Source organism: Halostagnicola bangensis, assembly GCF_054653435.1.
In genome coordinates this window covers 218329-235702 of sequence record NZ_BAAIGG010000001.1, presented here as the reverse complement: position 1 = coordinate 235702, position 17374 = coordinate 218329, and the positions used below count along the sequence as shown (strand labels likewise).

The 17374-nt window shown below is 55.6% G+C and carries 12 protein-coding genes and 1 pseudogene; 7 read left to right on the top strand and 6 right to left on the bottom strand.

The window, feature by feature from the left end; all coding sequences use genetic code 11:
* Positions 1 to 43 precede the first annotated feature (43 nt).
* Together ACYQ14_RS01090 and ACYQ14_RS01085 are read left to right on the top strand one after the other, a co-directional pair.
* A complete protein-coding gene (locus tag ACYQ14_RS01090; RefSeq protein ID WP_459884182.1) occupies positions 44 to 1120 on the top strand; it encodes an ABC transporter permease in 1077 nt (358 codons plus the stop codon).
* Complete coding sequence (locus ACYQ14_RS01085; RefSeq protein ID WP_459883965.1) at positions 1117 to 2154, top strand: ABC transporter permease; 1038 nt, start codon at positions 1117 to 1119, stop codon at positions 2152 to 2154. Before ACYQ14_RS01090 ends, ACYQ14_RS01085 begins: the two co-directional genes overlap by 4 nt.
* 120 nt (positions 2155 to 2274) lie before the next feature.
* Here the strand turns inward: ACYQ14_RS01085 and ACYQ14_RS01080 are convergent, their stop codons facing one another.
* From ACYQ14_RS01080 to ACYQ14_RS01070, 3 genes are all read right to left on the bottom strand, one after another.
* Complete coding sequence (locus ACYQ14_RS01080) at positions 2275 to 2811, bottom strand: cupredoxin domain-containing protein (RefSeq protein ID WP_459883962.1); 537 nt, start codon at positions 2809 to 2811, stop codon at positions 2275 to 2277.
* 463 nt (positions 2812 to 3274) lie between these two features.
* Positions 3275 to 7306 carry a 3-keto-alpha-glucoside-1,2-lyase-like domain-containing protein gene (locus tag ACYQ14_RS01075; RefSeq protein WP_459883959.1) on the bottom strand — a complete coding sequence of 1344 codons (4032 nt, stop codon included), beginning with the start codon at positions 7304 to 7306 and terminating at the stop codon, positions 3275 to 3277.
* A 414-nt stretch (positions 7307 to 7720) separates the two neighbouring features.
* Positions 7721 to 8737 (bottom strand): sugar phosphate isomerase/epimerase family protein, encoded by a 1017-nt coding sequence (locus ACYQ14_RS01070; RefSeq protein ID WP_459883957.1) that lies wholly within the window; start codon positions 8735 to 8737, stop codon positions 7721 to 7723.
* A 258-nt stretch (positions 8738 to 8995) separates the two neighbouring features.
* Here ACYQ14_RS01070 and ACYQ14_RS01065 point away from each other — a divergent pair, with 258 nt between their 5' ends.
* Positions 8996 to 9205 (top strand): Sec-independent protein translocase subunit TatA/TatB, encoded by a 210-nt coding sequence (locus ACYQ14_RS01065; protein WP_459883954.1) that lies wholly within the window; start codon positions 8996 to 8998, stop codon positions 9203 to 9205.
* A gap of 182 nt (positions 9206 to 9387) precedes the next feature.
* Here the strand turns inward: ACYQ14_RS01065 and ACYQ14_RS01060 are convergent, their stop codons facing one another.
* A complete protein-coding gene (locus tag ACYQ14_RS01060) occupies positions 9388 to 10611 on the bottom strand; it encodes an aminotransferase class V-fold PLP-dependent enzyme (RefSeq protein ID WP_459883951.1) in 1224 nt (407 codons plus the stop codon).
* Between the two features lie 123 nt (positions 10612 to 10734).
* Here ACYQ14_RS01060 and ACYQ14_RS01055 point away from each other — a divergent pair.
* Positions 10735 to 10923: pseudogene (locus ACYQ14_RS01055) on the top strand (helix-turn-helix domain-containing protein); the annotation flags it as partial.
* A 63-nt stretch (positions 10924 to 10986) separates the two neighbouring features.
* On the top strand, positions 10987 to 11487 hold the full coding sequence (locus tag ACYQ14_RS01050) for an IclR family transcriptional regulator (protein WP_459884180.1): 501 nt from the start codon (positions 10987 to 10989) through the stop codon (positions 11485 to 11487).
* Positions 11488 to 11820: 333 nt separating this feature from the next.
* On the opposite strand, the gene dgoD is transcribed toward ACYQ14_RS01050, so the two are convergent.
* Positions 11821 to 12972 carry a galactonate dehydratase gene (gene dgoD / locus ACYQ14_RS01045; protein WP_459883948.1) on the bottom strand — a complete coding sequence of 384 codons (1152 nt, stop codon included), beginning with the start codon at positions 12970 to 12972 and terminating at the stop codon, positions 11821 to 11823.
* Positions 12973 to 13417: 445 nt separating this feature from the next.
* Here dgoD and ACYQ14_RS01040 point away from each other — a divergent pair, with 445 nt between their 5' ends.
* Positions 13418 to 15187 carry a multicopper oxidase domain-containing protein gene (locus ACYQ14_RS01040; protein ID WP_459883945.1) on the top strand — a complete coding sequence of 590 codons (1770 nt, stop codon included), beginning with the start codon at positions 13418 to 13420 and terminating at the stop codon, positions 15185 to 15187.
* Between the two features lie 43 nt (positions 15188 to 15230).
* Here the strand turns inward: ACYQ14_RS01040 and ACYQ14_RS01035 are convergent, their stop codons facing one another.
* Positions 15231 to 15683, bottom strand: coding sequence for a GAF domain-containing protein (locus tag ACYQ14_RS01035; protein WP_459883942.1), 453 nt, complete (start codon positions 15681 to 15683; stop codon positions 15231 to 15233).
* A gap of 728 nt (positions 15684 to 16411) precedes the next feature.
* Between ACYQ14_RS01035 and ACYQ14_RS01030 the strand changes: the two genes are divergently transcribed.
* Positions 16412 to 17206 (top strand): IclR family transcriptional regulator, encoded by a 795-nt coding sequence (locus ACYQ14_RS01030; protein WP_459883939.1) that lies wholly within the window; start codon positions 16412 to 16414, stop codon positions 17204 to 17206.
* Positions 17207 to 17374: the final 168 nt, after the last annotated feature.

Below are 17374 nucleotides of genomic sequence, written 5' to 3'. Positions count from 1 at the left end.
CTCGAGCGGAGCCAGAACGGTACTCGACCGCGCCGCAGATCGGATGTTAGACGCGGGCGTACTCGAGCGGGTCGGGATCGCGATTGCCTCGACGACCCTGGCGCTTTTGATCGGTCTGGGTATCGTCGCCCTGGCCGGGTACAATCCAGCGTTGTTCGCCAACCAGTTGATTATCGGCGCGATCGGAAGCGAGGCGGCGATGGCACGAACGTTACGGTTATCGACGCTGTTTATTCTGACTGGCGTCGCTGTGGCAGTCGCATTCCGAGCGGGCGTGTTTAACATCGGCGTTCAGGGTCAGTTCATCGTCGGCGGGATCGCGACCGTCATGCCGATCGTTTGGCTCGCACCGCTCCTCCCAAGTGGGCCGATCGCGGGTGTCGCACTGATAGTAATCGGGACCACCTCGGGCATTATCGCTGGTGGGTTGTACGCGGCACTACCCGGCGCGTTGAAAGCCTACGCCGGGGCAAACGAGATTATTACCACCATTATGCTGAACTTCATCGCGATCGGTATCGTCGGCTGGCTCGTTATGGGCTGGTTCCAAGATCCGAACGCGCCATCGACGAGAACGGAACAACTTCCGGAGTACGTCGGATTCCCGCAGATCGTCTTTAGCAGTTCGAGTTTCTCGATCATCGGTCTCGGTATCACGATTGCTGTGGTCATACTCGTCGCGATCGTCATCGAACGCACCGGCTTTGGGTACGACATGGTGACGAGCGGTCATCAGCAGTCGGCGGCGACGTACTCCGGCGTGGACGCCAAACGAACCATCGTCGCGACCATGACCTTCTCCGGGATGGTCGCCGGTCTCGCCGGAGCGATCTTCGTAATCATGATAACTGGAAATTTCACTAATCCTGACGGAATTAGCAGTTACGGGTTCGACGCCATCGCCGTGAGTCTCCTCGCGGCGAACAACCCGATCGGCGTCATCCCGGCAGGGCTTTTGTTCGGCGGGCTCGATTCCGCCGGATCGCACATCCAAATTCACAGCGACGTCCCGGCTCAAATGATCGACGGTATCGTCGGACTCGTCGTTCTGTTTGTCGCCGCGCCGGAACTGTTCCGTATGGCCGCTGCTCGAACGGGTCTCGGAGGTGACGACCGATGAGCGTCGCTAGTTACACCAGTCAACGACGGGTTCAGCTCGGTACCCTCGGTCTCGTTGTTCTCATCCCCCTCATCGCCGTCGGCATCGAGACGTCGCTCTTTACCTACGGGTTCCTCAACAGATCGTTAGCGGTCGCGTCTCCGATCGCAATCGCGGCTATTGGGGGACTGTACGCCGAGAAAAGCGGCGTGTTCAACATCGGTCTCGAGGGGTTCATGATCTTCGGAGCGTTGACCGCAGCGGTAACGATGTTCGGACTCGGCGGCAGTTCGCCGGGACAGGGCTATATTTGGATCGCTCTCGTCGCTTCGGTACTGGTTACGATAATACTGTCCGCCATCTTCGCCGTGTTACTCATTCGGTACAAAGCAGATCAGATCGTCGCCGGGTTAGCGGTCTGGTTTATCGGCCTCGGATTCGCGCCGGTCATTGCAACCCTCATCTGGGGGCGCAGAAGCAGTGGTGGGCTCTCGAGTATTAACAATGTCGTCGTCCCGGGACTGGCTGAAATTCCCGTCATCGGGCCGATCTTCTTCGATCAGTCGCCACTTATTCTCTTGACCTTCGTTTTCGTCGCCGTTTCCTGGCTCTTCCTCTACCGAACTCGGTACGGGTACTGGATTCAGGCCGCAGGCGAGAATCCGGAAGCGCTGGATACCGCCGGTATCGACGTCAATCGCGTCCGATACGCGGCGACGATTTTCTCCGGCGCGATGGCGGGATTAGCAGGTGCAGTGTTGCTCGCTCACCTCGGTAGCTTCAACGCTTCCGGAGACACGACAGTTGACGGGCGCGGCTGGCTCGGTATCGTCGCGTACCTCTTCGGGAATTACAATCCGATCGGGGCAGCCCTCGCAGCGCTCCTGTTCGGTGGACTGGATATGATAAGCGTTCAACTCCAGACACTCGGAATCAACCTCTCGAGCAGAATCGTCAACTTGGTCCCGTACGTCATCGTGGTCGTCGTGCTCACCGTCTGGGGGAAGACGCAGATGCCTTCCTCCGTCGGAGAACCCTACGAAAGCGAAGACTAGCCAGCAAACGATTTTCGCTATTCTGGAGCAGTGTTCCGGGACAGGACCGCGGCATCGGTATATCGATGCTGAAAAATGCGTTGATCGGCTTTTCGGTTGCTAGGCGACTAGGGGTTTTGCTTATTCGATCTGGATTTCGCCGACCATTGCGCTAGAGTGTGGTTCACAGACGTATTCGCTCATCTCGGACGTCGCTTCGATCTCGAGCGTTTGTTCGTCACCGAGGTCTCGGGTGATTTCCGTTCCGTAGTCTCGGACAGTGTCTCCGTTGTCATCCCGAACCACGATATTGTGCGGGCCCGCATCGTCGTTTTCCCACGTAAGATCGTACTCGTCGTCCTCGAAGAGAATCAACGTCGGATTTTGAACGTCGGCAATCATCTCGGGTTCGACGCCGACCCAACCGGATGCGTCACCGAGCAATTTGATCGATTCAACGTCTTCCCACTCAGCCGGGTCGAGATCTTGTTCTACTTCACCGTTATCGTCGCCGTTGTCCTCGCTTTCGTTGCCGTTCTCATCGTCGTCACCGTTTGTTCCGTCACCGTTTTCCTCATCAGTTTCGTCGTCGTCATCAAGACATCCTGCTAGAAACGCTACAGAAGTGATTCCTCCAGCGAGCTTCAATGCTGTACGGCGAGATGTATGCTTAGCCATCAGTAAATTACCAGCATTCGTGGATAATAAACGTTTTGTTGTGGTTGAGCCCGGTTTAGCGGTGAGAATCCGTCACCGTGAACGTATCCGTCAGCGTCCAATTTGGAAAAGGAAGTAACACGAATCACCATTCAAAACCACTATTAGCGATTAATCATGATATTGGTTAATGATATGAAATAACATACAAAAAGAGTGTGTGATAGCCCAATATAACTACCGTATAGAGTATATATCTGCGAGTACTAGAGTAAAATATCTCCTCATTCGGCATATATGTACCAAATAAAATTGAGTAATGAGAATTTATAGAGGGGTAACACCATATACAAAAACTTACTGCGCCTATAGTTACAATATTTGTGATTCTATCAATAGCGCACTCTCATTCGAATGCTTGTGTATCTTATATTGTATTACAGAGAACGTCTCTTATAACGAAGAGATTGCTTCGAGCAATCTCTTATACTACTTCGATTTCACCGATCATCAATCCCGCGTGAGGTGCACAAACGTACTGAGCCATCTCAGCGGTCGCGACGAATTCGAGCCACTGGTCTTCGTCGGGGTCGTTCGTCATCTCGGTAGACAGATCGTCGACGACGGTGCCGTCTCCGTCCCTGATTTCGACGTTGTGAGAGCCACCGTCGCCTGTCGTCCAGCCGAGTTCGTACGTTTCACCTTCGGCGAGGGTCAGCGTCGGATTCTCCTCGCCATCGATTTCCTCGGGCGCAATACCGATCCATCCAGCCGTCTGGCCGTCGAGTTCGATGGCCGTGCCCGGTTCGATCGCTCCGTCCGGAACCGTGCCCTCGTCCTCGTCGCCGTCCTCGAGTTCGTCCGATTCCTGCGGGCGGACCCACGTGTTACGGAACTCCACATCGCTTCCGTCCTCACGAAGCCGAAGCGGCTGTTCGCCGTGGGGCTGATACGACTCGAGAGCGCCCTCGCCGTTCGGTCCGTCGACTTCGAGGCGAGTCTGGACGGCTACGCCGTTCAACAGCGCCGTCACCTGTGCCGGCTTCTCGAGTTGGCCGTCCTCGAACCGAGGAGACTGCCAGAGAATTTCGAGTTGCTGCCACTCGCCGGGTTCTCGAACCGCGTCGTGATGGGGCGAGGTCTGGTGGGTGTAGGCGCCAGCCCATTCGTCGGGCTCGACGGGGTTTTCCCACGTATCCACGATGTTGATTTCGTAGTCGCCCATCATCAGGACGCCGCTCGAGCCGCGCTGAGTTCCTTCACCGTCGACGTCCTCTGGGCTACGGTATTCGACGTGGAACTGTGCGTCACCGTACTCGTCGTCGCTCTCCCAGTCGCCCTCGCCCGACTCGAGCGTGAACGCGTCGTCGATGAGGATATCGGCGTCTTCGGGCGGCTCGCCCGTCGTTCCGAATCCGCCGGGATCGACCTGTTCGGGCTCCTCCCAACCGCCGCCGGACGTATCGTATTCGGGAATCTCGTCCGGGTGCTCGCGGTCCTCGACCGGCCGTTCGGGGAGGTCGCGATACCAGATGTTCCGGAAGTGAACGTGGTCGTCCTCGGCACCGTGGTCCTGCAGGGCGAAGGGCACCTCCTCGAGGAACTCGCCGTCCTCATCCTGCGGGTGTCCGAACTCGTCGTCGTCGAAGTCATAGAGCGTGTCGTACCAGACGGGCCCCGGGATGTCGAGGTGCATCTGGACGGCCACGCCGTTGAAGAACACCGACGTTTGCGGATATCGAACCACTTCACCGTCCTCGAATCGGGGACCGCGCCAGATAATATCGAACTCTTGCCACTCTCCCGGCGGACGGATCGGCAGATCGAGCGGGGCGCTGCCGCCACCCTCCTCGGCCATGTAGTACGATCCGGCGTACCCGCTCGGATAGGTCGGGTTGTCGTAGCTCTGGAGGATCTGGATCTCATACGTCTCCATCATGAAGACGCCGCTGTTTCCTGGCCCCTGGCCCTCGCCCTCGAGACCCTCGGGAACGCGCCACTCGAGGTGGAGGTGAACGTCGCCCATCGCCTCCTGGGGCCGAAGGTCGCCAGTCCCTAGCTCGACTTCGAAGTAGTCGTCGTGTTCGATCCACTCGGCATCCTCTCCGTCGGGGTAATGTTCCCAGTCCTCAAGCGTGGCGTCGTCACCGTTCCAGAGAACCGTCGCATCCGCCGGCGGATCGCCGCTGAGCCCGCTTGCACCGGGTTCGACGCGTTCCGGTACCTCCGCTTCCGGTGAATCGCCCTGATATTCGATCACGTGAATTCCTGAATACATTCCCATCGTGACGAGTCGACCGTCTGGCAGAAGGTCCATGTCGTACGCGCCTTCGATGGGGTTGTCGGGAAGGAATTCGTCGATCTCGAGGCTTCCGTCTTCGTTGTAGGTGAAGTAACGAATAACGTCCTCGTTGCTCGGGTTCATGAAGAACTGTTTCCCCTCGAAGTACGGATCGAGGGCACCATCTCCGTAGTCGTCGGAGTAGCGGTAGGCGATGCCCGCGTCAGCCGAACCGCCAGCGTCCAACTGCGGCCAGGTGGTTTCACCGGGTCGTGGCATATCCGCCCAAGGGGAAACGTCCTCGTACGTTTCGAAATTCTGGGGATGCCAAGCGAGCGCCGGTGTCACGTTCGGAATGTTCTCGATACCGGTGTTGTTCCGCGACCGGTTGCGGAGGTTGTCAAACCAGAACGGCTGTCCCGGCTCGCCGGCCTCGAAGTCGTACTGCCGGTTCGGGTAGTATCCCTTGAAGAACGGATAGCCAGCGTTGCCCGGCTTATCGAACAGGTGGTAGGTCGCCTGACCCACCGTTCCGAGGTCCGGATCCCATTCGGTCGCGTCATTGCCGTAATCGCCGATGAACAGGAATCCAGTGTGGTCGTCGACGGTAATCGTGAAGGGGTTTCGCAACCCCATCACGTAGAGTTCCGGGAGGAACTCCTCGTCGTCGTACGCCTCGCCGGTTTCTCCTTCCCACCATTCTTTGAGGTTTCCATCCGGAATCTCGTAATCACCGTCATCCGTGGGCGTGATCCGCAACACGCTCCCGCGCAGATCAGCCGTATTTCCGGAGGTCCGCTGAGCATCAGAGACGGCGGCAGGCCGGCCACCGACGTGGCCCTCGCGTTCGTCGGTCATCGACCAGTTGACCTCGTCGTCGGGCGCGCCAACGTTGTTGGAGTCGTCACCCGTCGTGATATAGAGGTCGCCCTCTGGACCGAACTCAAGGTAGCCGCCGATGTGACAGCAGGTCTCGAGCTGGAGCGGAATCTCGATAAGTACTTCCTCGGATTCCGGGTCGAGAACGTCCCCATCCATTTCGAAGCGGGAAACCCGCTGGAGCATCGTCGTAATATCCTCGTGATACGGATTGTCGACAAGGTCGAATTCCTCGCTGGAAGGATGGTAGTAGACGTACACGTAGCCGTTTTGCTCGAAATCCGGGTCGATAGCGACGCTTTGACCGCCGAGTTCTCGAGCGTTCCCGCCCGTTATCTCCTCGGAACCGACGATGACGTCGAGTTCGAGCGCGACTTCGTGCTCGCCGGTATCGGGGTCGACGTAACAGACTTCGGCGACGTCGTCTCCGTGGGCAACGAAATCGGCACCACGGCCAATGTACCAGATTTGGCCGTACGGATCGACTTCCATCGCCATCGCTTCACCGCTCGCTTCCTGACCGAGGTCGTGGACGTCATAGTTAGCCCAATCGGTGGCTGCGTCTGCATCGGCTTCCCAGTCGTGCTCGCGGTGCCAGAGTACCTCGTCGTCGACCGCCTCGACGGTCAGCGTTTCGCTACGTTCGTCGTCTTCAGTAGCGACGGTGACGGTGTACTCACCCGGCTCGAGTTCGCTCGTCTCGATACCTTCGAAGGTGACGGTGTCGTACTCGCCGGATTCGAGGCAAAGGTCCTGTGAGTCGACGATCTCATCGCCGATGAGCAGTGAAACTTCCTGAGATACCTCGACGTTCCCGGTATTGGTGATCGTCGCACCGATGTCGAGGAGGTCACCTTGGTCGACCGTCGTCTCCGAGAGCTCGAGGTTGTCCACCTCGAAGACCGCTTCTTCGGGCGCGCCGACATCGATGTCGCCCTCCATATCTTCCGGGTGTGGTTCACAGAGGTACGTCGACATCGCTTTGGTCGCCGTAAACTCGACGGTCTCCGTCTCGCCCGACTCCGAGATCCCGTCGGATGCGATGAGTTCCTCACCGTCGTCATCTACGATTGCGAAGTTGTGAAAGACACCGTCGGTGTTCGTCCACTCGAGCGTGTACGCTTCGTCTGCGACCACCGAGAGATCCGGATTCGTTTCACCTTCTATCGCCTTCGGCGAAACCCCTACCCACGCGTACTCAAGGTCTCCGTCATCTCCCGGTGGTCCGGCGTGATCCGGCGGTCCAGCGTCGTCCGGTGCGTTGGCATGGTCCGGTGGTCCGGCGTGATCCGGTGGCCCCTGTCCGTTCTTATCCTGTATGGCTACTGCTTCGAGTTCGATTGTGTTAGTGCTCATTATCTTGTGTCGTTACTGACTCGAGTCTCCGATTGCGATTTCCAATTCGTTCACAGCAGCGGCCGGCTGTCCGTCGAAAAGCGAAGTTGTTGGGAGCTCGCTCTGGATAACCGGTTGCATCCTGCTACTAGTTGCCATTCCACGACTGGCTGTGTCTCTCATGGTCCCATTCCAATAGTACCATCGAGACCATATCATAAATAATTAACTACTAATATAATTAATAGATCGAGTTAGTTATATCAGAATACAATGTACTGATTTGACCGGTTCAGTACGAAATATTCCGAAGTAGTTGCATGGGTCAGTGATGCCGCCAATTGGTAGGTGCCAATCGGGACCGCCCAATTGCGGCCCACCCGTACTCGACTACTACATCACCGGGAAGTTCATTCGGGCAGTCGATAGCGATAGTCAGTCAGCGAGCTTCGCCGGGTGGGTGTCGGCATCCGGGATACCGGGAATACCGGCGGGATCCCACGGGTGGTTGATTCTGTTGAGCCACTCGCCGGCGTACTCGAACGAGTCGTAGGGCTGCGGCGAGTTGTCGTACTCGTACACGAGGTGATCGACTTGGGATGCCCTGCGCGCGGCGGTCGCAATTGCGCGCTGGTTTAGATCACCCTCGTGGATCTCCGTGAGAGCATCGTCGGCTTCGGACCAGTTTTTCATGTGCAACGATTTGATCTTGTCGCCGTGTTCGATGATGTAGTTGAGCGGATCAGGACGATCGACGCCCGCGTAGACCCACGCCACGTCGAGCTGGATATAGACGTGATCTTCGATGTTCTCGATGAACACGTCGTAGGCTCGTTCGTCCGCATCGTCGAGATACTCGAACTCGAAGTCGTGGTTGTGGTAGCCGAATTCAAAGTCGTGTTCGGCCATCAGGTCCGCGGCCGCGTTGATGCGCTCTGCGAGTTCGATAACGCTTTCTTCGGTATCCCACTCATTTCGGATCGCAGGCTCGATGAGCGAGGGATTGCGACCGTCGACGGCGAATTGCTCGTAGGTTTCGGCCATCCCCTCCGGATCGTCCTCGATATCGTCAATACCCACGTGTGCGCTACTCATGTAAAGACCCGTCTCGTTTTGGGCCTCGAGCATGGCGTCGGCGTCGTCGATCATGAACGGTTCGTACGAATCGAGCCCGGCGTCGGCGCTCAGGTGGATCAGATCGGCGTTCGAGTACCCCTCGAGTTCGTTGAACGAGAAAAACTGGGAGCTGGTCGGGATTTCTCGCTCCTGATCCAGTTCTTCGAGGTCGGCCTGCACTCGTCGGATGTTTCGGGAATTGGTTCCACCATGAACCGAGCCAGTCATGACGGCGCTTGCGACACCTGTCGCGCCGATACCCTGGAGTACCTGCCTTCGTTTGACGCTGAAATCATCGCCGTCTTGACTATCCTGTTTGCGTGTCTTTCGTGCCATGAAGTAACAAATACCAACGATCGGCTTAATTGTTTTGGTGATATTACCGTCACCTTCACACAAACTGGTCCCGAGCGAATACAACCCCCGCGACGACTTTCCGTGTCGCTTCGGGTAGCTAAACGGTATTGAGAGACTTGGGGCCGTGTGGTGCTATTCGCACGATCGAGTTCGACAAATACCGACCTTCCAAAGATTTTTCAAAAGAGTATCTATTCGCGGAAAATAACTATCGGTGGCGGACGTTCCCAACTGTTGATGAATGCGACAGCGATCCCACTAGTCATCCCAGGCGGAACGGAACTCCTGATCGTATTGGTTGTCGTGATCCTGCTATTCGGTGCGAGAAAACTGCCACAGTTAGCGCGCTCCACAGATGGAGCGATGGGTGAGTTCCGGAAAGGAAAAGTAAAGACCGAAACAGAGTTACCGGAGATGAGAACGGACGGAACCGCCAACGGACGATAGGCGACTGACACCGAGGAGTTGAACACGAGTGTGGACGGATGAGTGCCCGTCCTTTACTGGGTCCAGCGGTCGAATTTTGCGATCCGCGCGGTCAACGTAACGCACCTCGGCGGTGATGGCAGAACGGACCGTTTCGGCGTGCTTGACGAACACTGATAGCCGAAACCGATTCACGAGACCGATCAGGTAGACTCTTCTGAACCGAGCAGCGAATCGATCCCCTTGAGTACGTACTCGACTTCGTCGTCGCGAAGACACATCGGATTGATCGTGAACTCGTTTGCATGCAGGCGATCCGCGCCGACGAATATTCTGGGGTCTTTTTCCCGTAACGATTTCACGAGTTCCGTCGCCGTACAGTCCGTCTGATCCGAATGGACCGTAACAATCGCTTCTGGTGTGACCGACCTGTCCTCAGAGTCGCTCAGACGAGTTTCGAGACCGTCTACGGTGGCCAGTTCGTTCGCGATCCGTTTTGCGATCCGACACCACTCGAGTTCGTTTCGCTCGTGGTTCTCTTCGGCGAAGAGCTCGAGCGCTTTAAGTACTCCTGCGAGCTCTTCTTTGCCGACTTTCGTCGACCGACCGATTCCCTGTCTCGGTACCCCGTCCAGTTTGTCGACATCGATAAGTTCGGGTGGCGGTGACCAGACAGTATCTTCGACGTGCATGTCGAGTTGTTGAAGGGCGACAGACTCGATCAGATCGTGTCGGCCGGCCATAATACCGGTCGTCTGTGGGCCGCGGATCGCTTTTCCGCCGCTGAAGACGACGAGGTCGGCACCCGCTTCGATGAACCGCGAGAGGTTCGTGACCGGCGGAACTTCGGCTGCGGCATCAACGATGACCGGGATGTTGTTCTCGGTGGCAAGTGCTGTCACCTCCTCTAGAGGCGGTTGTGTGTATGATTTCTGGAGGTATCCGATCGCAACCGTTTGAGCGGAGATCGCCGCTTCGATCTCCCACAGCTCGACGTTGGAAGAGCCGGTTCCGAGATGATAGTCGTTCGTCCCGACGTCGACGATGGTCGCACCGGCAGCACGGAACGCGTGATCGTATCCGGTTCGGTGCGTTCGTGGCATCACGATTTCGTCGGCGATGCCTTCCGTATTCGGCAATCGATTCATCACCTCGAGATCATCGCCAGCGATAGCGGCCGCCGCTCCGAGCAAGAGGGCCGCACTGGCTCCGCTCGTCACGTACCCGGATTCAGCGCCCGTTATCCTCGCGATGCGCTCGCTCGCACGAGCCTGAAGGTCCGATAGTCGAACGAACGAACCAGACATCGCTTGCATCGCTTCGAGTGCTTCCTGACGTATCACACTTCCACCGATTCGGGTTTTGGTCCCGGCTGCGTTGATGACTCGGGGAACGCCGAGTTCGTCACAAATGTTCGAAGTAGCCATATCAATCCGTATTTCGTGATACTAGCAACTGAATATAAAGGAACCGATGCACGCTGACAGTTCGTCGAAGGTGGTTGTTTCGACATCGTAAACGCTTATTAGTTCGATAGTTATTACCATCCTATGAACAAGGAGAATCAAATGGAAACGATCGAAGCGACGAAAACGACGTTTCGTATTTTGCAGGTACTGATCGATAACAGGGAACCACTTGGCGTTACTGAACTTGCCAACCGCACAGATATCCACAAAAGCACGGTATACAAACACCTGTATACGCTGCGTAAACTTGGATACGTCGAGAAGAACAACAGTAAGTACAGACCGTCTATTCGTTTCGTCGATTTCAGCCATCATATCACAGAGCATGAGACGATGATCCAACCGATTGAATCGATTATCGACGACCTTGCTGACACAGTTAACGAGACGGCGGGTCTCGTGATCGAACGGAACAGTGTAGCGGTTGATGTCTACGTCACACGGAGTCAACCAGAACGCGATACAGCCCCCCACAATCGTCGTTTTCTCCACTGTAGCGCCGCTGGTAAAGCACTGCTCTCGGAGTGGTCTCCGGATGCGGTCAAACAGTACGTTACCAGCGAGGAGTTACCGGCGATTACCAACCAGACGTTGACCGAGCACCAGACCCTCCTGGACGAAATTTCCCGCGTCCGTGATCACGGGTTCGCATTCGATCGTCAGGAACAGTACCAAGGAGTCAACAGTGTCGCGACTAGCGTCACACATCCCGAGTTTACCGCCGCTGTGTACGTCTCAGGAAAACCCGACGAACTCTCCGGAAAACGGTTCAAAGATATTATTCCCGGCACCCTCCAGAGTACAGCCCGAAAAGTCGAATCCAGCTTCGCGTAGCTTCGTTTTGAAAACGGTTGGCTCCTGCCTCCATGTCCTTGTTTACACTGACGAAACACGGCCGTCTCGCCACATATTTTTACACACATACGGACATAAAGGAGGTCCTAATATTGTGATAAGACAACAAAGACCATGTATATAATACCCATTCATGATAGCATTGGAATCATTGTGTTTCGACAGGCGAAATAGTTTCGAATACGTTCTTCGACCGCGATACCAGAGACGATCGAGTACGAAGTCATGGACAAAGAACAATAGATCAGCAATCGACGAATACGATCGGCGTAGGAGCGTAGTCCTGCTCTACTGGCCACCGCTCAGTGGCAGTCACCAATCGGTTATACTCCCGTCGTCTCGCCGCCAAATTGGATTGTGCCAGTCCAAGTTCTCTCTCGCTTTTTCGCGGACCGCAGATTCGTCGATTTCGATCCCGAGTCCCGGCCCCTCCGGAAGATCCAGATAGCCGTCTTCGAAATCGCAGATGAACGAATCGGCGAGGTAATCGTCCGCGGCGCTTTTCGGCGTTGTGCGGCTGTCGAACGCGTGGTCCTGAATCAGCAAATTCGGGACATACGCATCGACCTGCAACGACGCGGCGAGTGCAATCGGCCCGAGCGGACAGTTCGGTGCGATCGCCACGTCGTGTGCCTCGGCCATCGACGCGATTCGAACCAGTTCCGAAATGCCCCCAGCGTGGGAGACATCCGGCTGGACAACGTCGATCCCCCCTCTCTCGAAAAGCGGCTTGAAGTCCCACCGAGAGTACAGCCGCTCGCCCGTAGCCAGGGGGGTAGTCGTATGTGTCGCGACATCCGGGAGATGCTCGAGGTTCTCGGGTAAGACCGGCTCTTCGATGAACAGCAGATCGCAATCATCGAGAGCCTTCGCGAGGCGTTTGGCCAGCGATTGTGAAACCCGTCCGCGAAAGTCGACTCCGATATCGACGCTCTCCCCAACCACGTCTCGAACGTGTTCAACTCGAGCGACGACCTCTCGCACCACCTCCGGAGGCTCAATGTGTCGAGCCTGCGTAACAGCGTCCATCTTCACTGCCGTGTAGCCGGCATCCACTAATCGCCTCGCTTCCGCCCCGACTTCCTCGATCCGATCGCCGCCAACCCACTGATAGACACGGATTCGGTCTCGACTTGGACCCCCGAGGAGTTCGAAAACGGGGACCTCGAGTTGTTTTCCTTTGAGGTCCCAGAGCGCTTGATCCACACCTGCAATCGCGCTCATCAGTACCGGTCCACCACGATAAAAGTTCCCACGATACATTGCTTGCCAGTGATCTTCGATTCGGCGAGCGTCCTTCCCGAGGAGATAACTGTCCATAATCTCGTCGACGGCTGTCCGAACCGTCTGCGCTCGTCCCTCAACGATTGGTTCTCCCCAACCGACGAGCCCGTCGTCGGTTTCGATCTTCAGAAAAAGCCATCGCGGCGGAACTTCAAACAATTCGTAATCTGTGATCCGCATACCTGTCATCCGTTATGGATCGTAATAAAACTCTTCGTACGAATCCGGGTTCGAGGGTTTGATTGACATTTACTGTCTGTTTCTACTACGTGTACTTTGATTAGGTAACGCCTCGGTCGTACTTACAACAACCACCGCAGTGGGTCGGTCAGTGATACAGCCGAGACTAATATATCCTGACTGAATATCTTGCTTATATCCGGTCCGTATCATAAAGTTTTATTTTGGTTGCGACCTACCTAACGTAGGTAGTGTTAAATAATGCCACACAATTTCAGAAAACGACGGTTCGACATGAATAGACACGACAGTTCGCGAATCACCCTTTCGAATCGTATTATCGGGGGTACCACACCAGAGTACGAAAATTGGACAGGAGATCTGAGAGATTCCGCAACCTCTCGGTCGCTCGGTCGGCTTTCGTCAGCGCAAAACGAGGGCGACAATGAGTAAACTAACGAGACGTCACGTGCTCCAAACCGGCGCAGCTCTCGGAATTTCGGGAGTTATTTCACAGGGTTCGCCAGTAGCGGCGACGACGGCATCACCCTCTCTCGAGAAATTCGTCCAACCGCTCCCGATTCCGGAGCAACGAGAGCCCGACGAGGAACGCGACGGAATAGATCACTACGAAATTCCGATAACGGAGTTTACCCAAAAACTACATCCTGATCTCCCGGAGACGACGCTATGGGGATACGACGGCGTCTTTCCGGGGCCGATCATCAAGAGTCAGCGAGACCAGGAGGTGTCCGTCTGTTTCGATGATAGGAATCTTCCGGAGGAACACCTCTTCGAAGTTGACGACCGAATCGATGGAACGAGTCCCGAAGACTATCCTGCCCAGTACGACGTTTCGGACGTTCCGGAGGTCCGAACGTCGACCCATTTGCACGGACTCAACATCGAACCCGAAAGCGACGGTCAGTCTCTGGCGTGGACGTCCCCCGCAGGAGTTACCGGACCAATGTACGAAAAAGACGTTCAGGAAGTCCCAAACCACCAGGCGAGACTATCAGGGGTGTATCACGACCACGCGCTCGGTATCACCCGTCTCAACGTGTACGCCGGTCTCGCTGGCTTTTACTTCATCGAGAGCGAAGCGGAAACGGAACTCGGTCTGCCGGAGGGCGAGTACGATATCCCGTTGCTCTTGCAGGACCGAGCGTTCAAAGAGGACGGGTCGCTCGAATACCCGGACAGGTTCGTCGCGGATTACGCCGGCGACACAGCGGTTGTCAACGGAGCCGTCTGGCCGGAACTGGAAGTCGAGCCGCGTCGGTATCGCTTCCGGTTGGTCAACGGATCGAACGGGCGCGCCTTCAATCTCAGATTGGAGCACGAGTCCGACGAATCCGTTCCGACGATGTACCAGATCGCCCCCGATCAAGGGTTCCTAGAGTCCGTCGTTTCGATCGGGTCGGACGAAGACCTCGATTCGCTCCTGCTTACGACGTTCGAGCGCGCGGATGTCGTCGTCGACTTTTCCGAATACGCGGGAGAAACGTTCACCGTTACAAACGATGCCGAGTGGCCCTACATGGGCCAGAACGATGGAAGTGATCTCGGCGAATTGCTCCAGATTCGAGTCACCGATCCGAGCGAGGAGCCAGCGGATCCAAGTGCAAATCCGACGGAGATAGATCTCCCCGGATTCGACGGCTTCGACGAAGACGACGTCACGGAGACTCGGCACATGACGATGAACATGGCCCTCGAGGACGGATTGGGTATTAATCTACTCAACGATTCGAGGATGTTCGACGAAGACGCGGTCGTCAAACCGGAGCTCGGATCGACCGAAATATGGGAACTCGAGAACGGAACGAGCCATACGCACCCGATACATCTCCACCTGGTCGGGTTCGAAGTGATCGGACGTGGGCCGGACGGGACCGACGACCCCGATCCGAACGAACGAGGGGAAAAGGACGTCGTCCGGGTCGAACCGGACGAAACCGTTCGAATCATGACTCGCTTCGAGAATTTTACGGGCAGGTACCCCTGGCACTGTCACGTCCTCGAACACGAAGACCACGATATGATGCTTCCGTTCGAGGTCGTCCCTGCGGATGATGAAGATGAAGGGCATCCGGAACCACCCGATCAGCCAGGCGAATGCGGTCCGCCGGACCACGCGGGCGAGCAAGGACCACCGGATCATGCAGGGGAACAAGGTCCGCCGGATCACGCGAGTGGGGGCGGACGTACGTAAGCGGACAGAAAACGACAAATCGATTTCAGACCCAAATCACTAGTTACAGACGGTCTGCGATCTGCGTGCCGATCTGCATCAACTGTTCGCGTTCAGCAGTCGTAAATTCGTATGTGTCGGGTTTGGCAATCCCAATCGTTCCGACAAGTTCGCCGTCCGAACTGATAATCGGCGCAGCGATAGAGCCCTCCATTCCAGTGTCTCGCGCACGGGATTCAGCGACGCCCGAGTCGTCCGTTTGTAAGTTACAGACTTCCACCGGTTCCATGCGCTCCGCCGCAATCCCCGCCATCCCTTTGCCGATCGGGATCGTTTTCGTCCTCGTAAGAACGGACTCCGGGATGCCTTTGTGGGCGATGAGGTTCAGGCTGTCTCCTTCTTTCCGATGGAGCGTTCCAGAAGTACAGTCGAACTCCTCGATAGTTTCGTAAAGTTGCGCCGTCAGTTCCTCGTCTCCGTCCGATACCTGGGTAGCACCGGTTTGTTCATCATTCATCGGTGATGTGTGATAGTCTGAGTTCAACTCACTTGAGTTTTGTGAGAGAGGATTGGGTAACTAAAGCCTAGGGCGACCGAGGTAAAACGCCTTCATCGGTGATCGAGTACGTGTCCACTGGTCGAGTACGCACTCGAAATCCGCTACGACGAATCCGGTGTACGGAGAATTTGATAGATTGGGTTCAATAATACGCACAATTGATATTGTTTATCAATTACAATACAATACGATCAGAGCTGATTCTTGCTATCGGATGATTTGAACGGGGGTTAATCCGGTCGCCACCTTTCTGCGTAGGTGTACCGAGCGACAGGAAATCCAAACCGTTCTGAACTCGTCGGAAACAACCAGTAAATAGTCCTCTACCGGATTATTTGGGTGATTACTTCAACTGTCCGATCGAATCGACATCGAAAAGCCGTTCTACATTCTTACAAATCAGCTGACTGTACTCACTACTCGTGGGTTCCAATCGGGCAAACTTTGAAAGTGTTATTGTTGGAATTATACACTACCATATCGTGAAATTTGGAATTGATCACGTATCAAATAGACTCTCAGCGGTTCCAATCTGAACGGTGATTCAAACGCTGGCGTCGATAGGATAACAGAGAGACGGTTGCCCCTCGAGACGACCACCGTCCCGACGGATTCCGTGAACGAGGCGATTGACTCGACCTTTGACAATGCCAAATTATTTGCATGATGATGACTAACATAGACCAATGAGTTCGAACGACTCGAGACGGAAGATTAAATCCGTGGAACGATCGTCTCACATACTCGAGTACCTGCGCCAACACGGTCCGTCGACAATTTCGGAACTCGAGTCCTCAGTTGACATCTCCGCAGGGACGATCCACACGTACCTCGCTTCCTGGAAAGATCACGGTTTCGTCGAACAGGACGGGACGACGTATCGTCTCGGTTCGATGTTCATTCCCTTCGGTGTGCGGGTACGAAACGAAAATGAGGTCTATCAGTCTTCAAAAACCGTCATCAAAGAACTCGCACACGATGTCGGCGGCTGTGTCCACCTGATGACCATCTACAGGCAACGCTTGCTAATCTTAGAGGAGGTGTACGGAAAAGCGGCCATCGGACTGGATTTTCATACTAAAAAGCGCGGCAAACTCCAGCATCACGTCCACTGCACCGCGGGCGGAAAAGCAATACTTGCCCACCTCCCCGACGACGAAGTCGCCCAACTCCTCGATGACCACGGTCTGCCGCCGCGGACGTCGAATACAATTACCGATCGCGACCAACTACTCGCGGAGTTAGCAGACGTTCGTGAACAGGGGCACGCACGTAACGATCAGGAGCATATGCCGGGAGTCCGGGCAGTCGGGGCCCCAATTCGGAAAGACGACGAAGACGGTGTGCTCGGTACCGTTAGTATATCTGGCCCTGCCGCAAGCTGGACGGATGATATATTCATGAACGAAATACCAACAAAAGTGATCGAAACTGCGAACGCCATCGAAATTGACATTCATTCTAGGGAACGAACGGAGTGATGACTTGCTTATTTGTCCATGATCTCTAAACGAGAGTTTTTGTAATCGTCAAAATTTTGTGGCCATCCGCCCGAAGCCAATTACAGAGATAGGTTTGTAATATCCCAAAGAATCATCGGGGAATCTCGTAGAACAGCATTTCTTGCTATGCAAAATTCGTATATATCA